This window comes from Micrococcus sp. GbtcB5, assembly GCF_019091605.1.
GTDB lineage: Bacteria > Actinomycetota > Actinomycetes > Actinomycetales > Micrococcaceae > Micrococcus > Micrococcus luteus.
In genome coordinates, this window is sequence record NZ_JAGXJK010000140.1 from 1 (window position 1) to 301 (window position 301).

The following is a 301-nucleotide window of genomic DNA, read 5'->3' on the forward strand; positions in this document are numbered from 1 at the left end:
CTTCACCCCCCGCTGCGCGGAGCCGGCCAGCTTCCCCGGGTGTGTCGGCGCAGGACCCTGCCCGGAGATCTCGCCCGGGCAGTACTCCCCCGGAATCTCGCCCACGGAGGCGGGCACGTCCATGCGCGCGCACGCCCGCACGAACAGGTCGGCGAACTCCGCGAACCGGGCCTGCTGCGTGTGCGCCGCGTCCTCCTGCTGGCTCAGGTGGTCCACCACCAGGCAGCCGTGGTGGTAGGCCGCCGCCCGTCCGCCCGCCCGGCGCCCCACCGGCTCGAAGCCGCGGGCGCGGGCCGCCGCG

The 301-nt window shown here is 77.4% G+C and carries 1 pseudogene; it reads right to left on the reverse strand.

The features are described 5' to 3' along the window. Positions 1-301 (reverse strand): annotated as a pseudogene (locus tag KVS67_RS11795) (lipoate--protein ligase family protein); the annotation flags it as partial.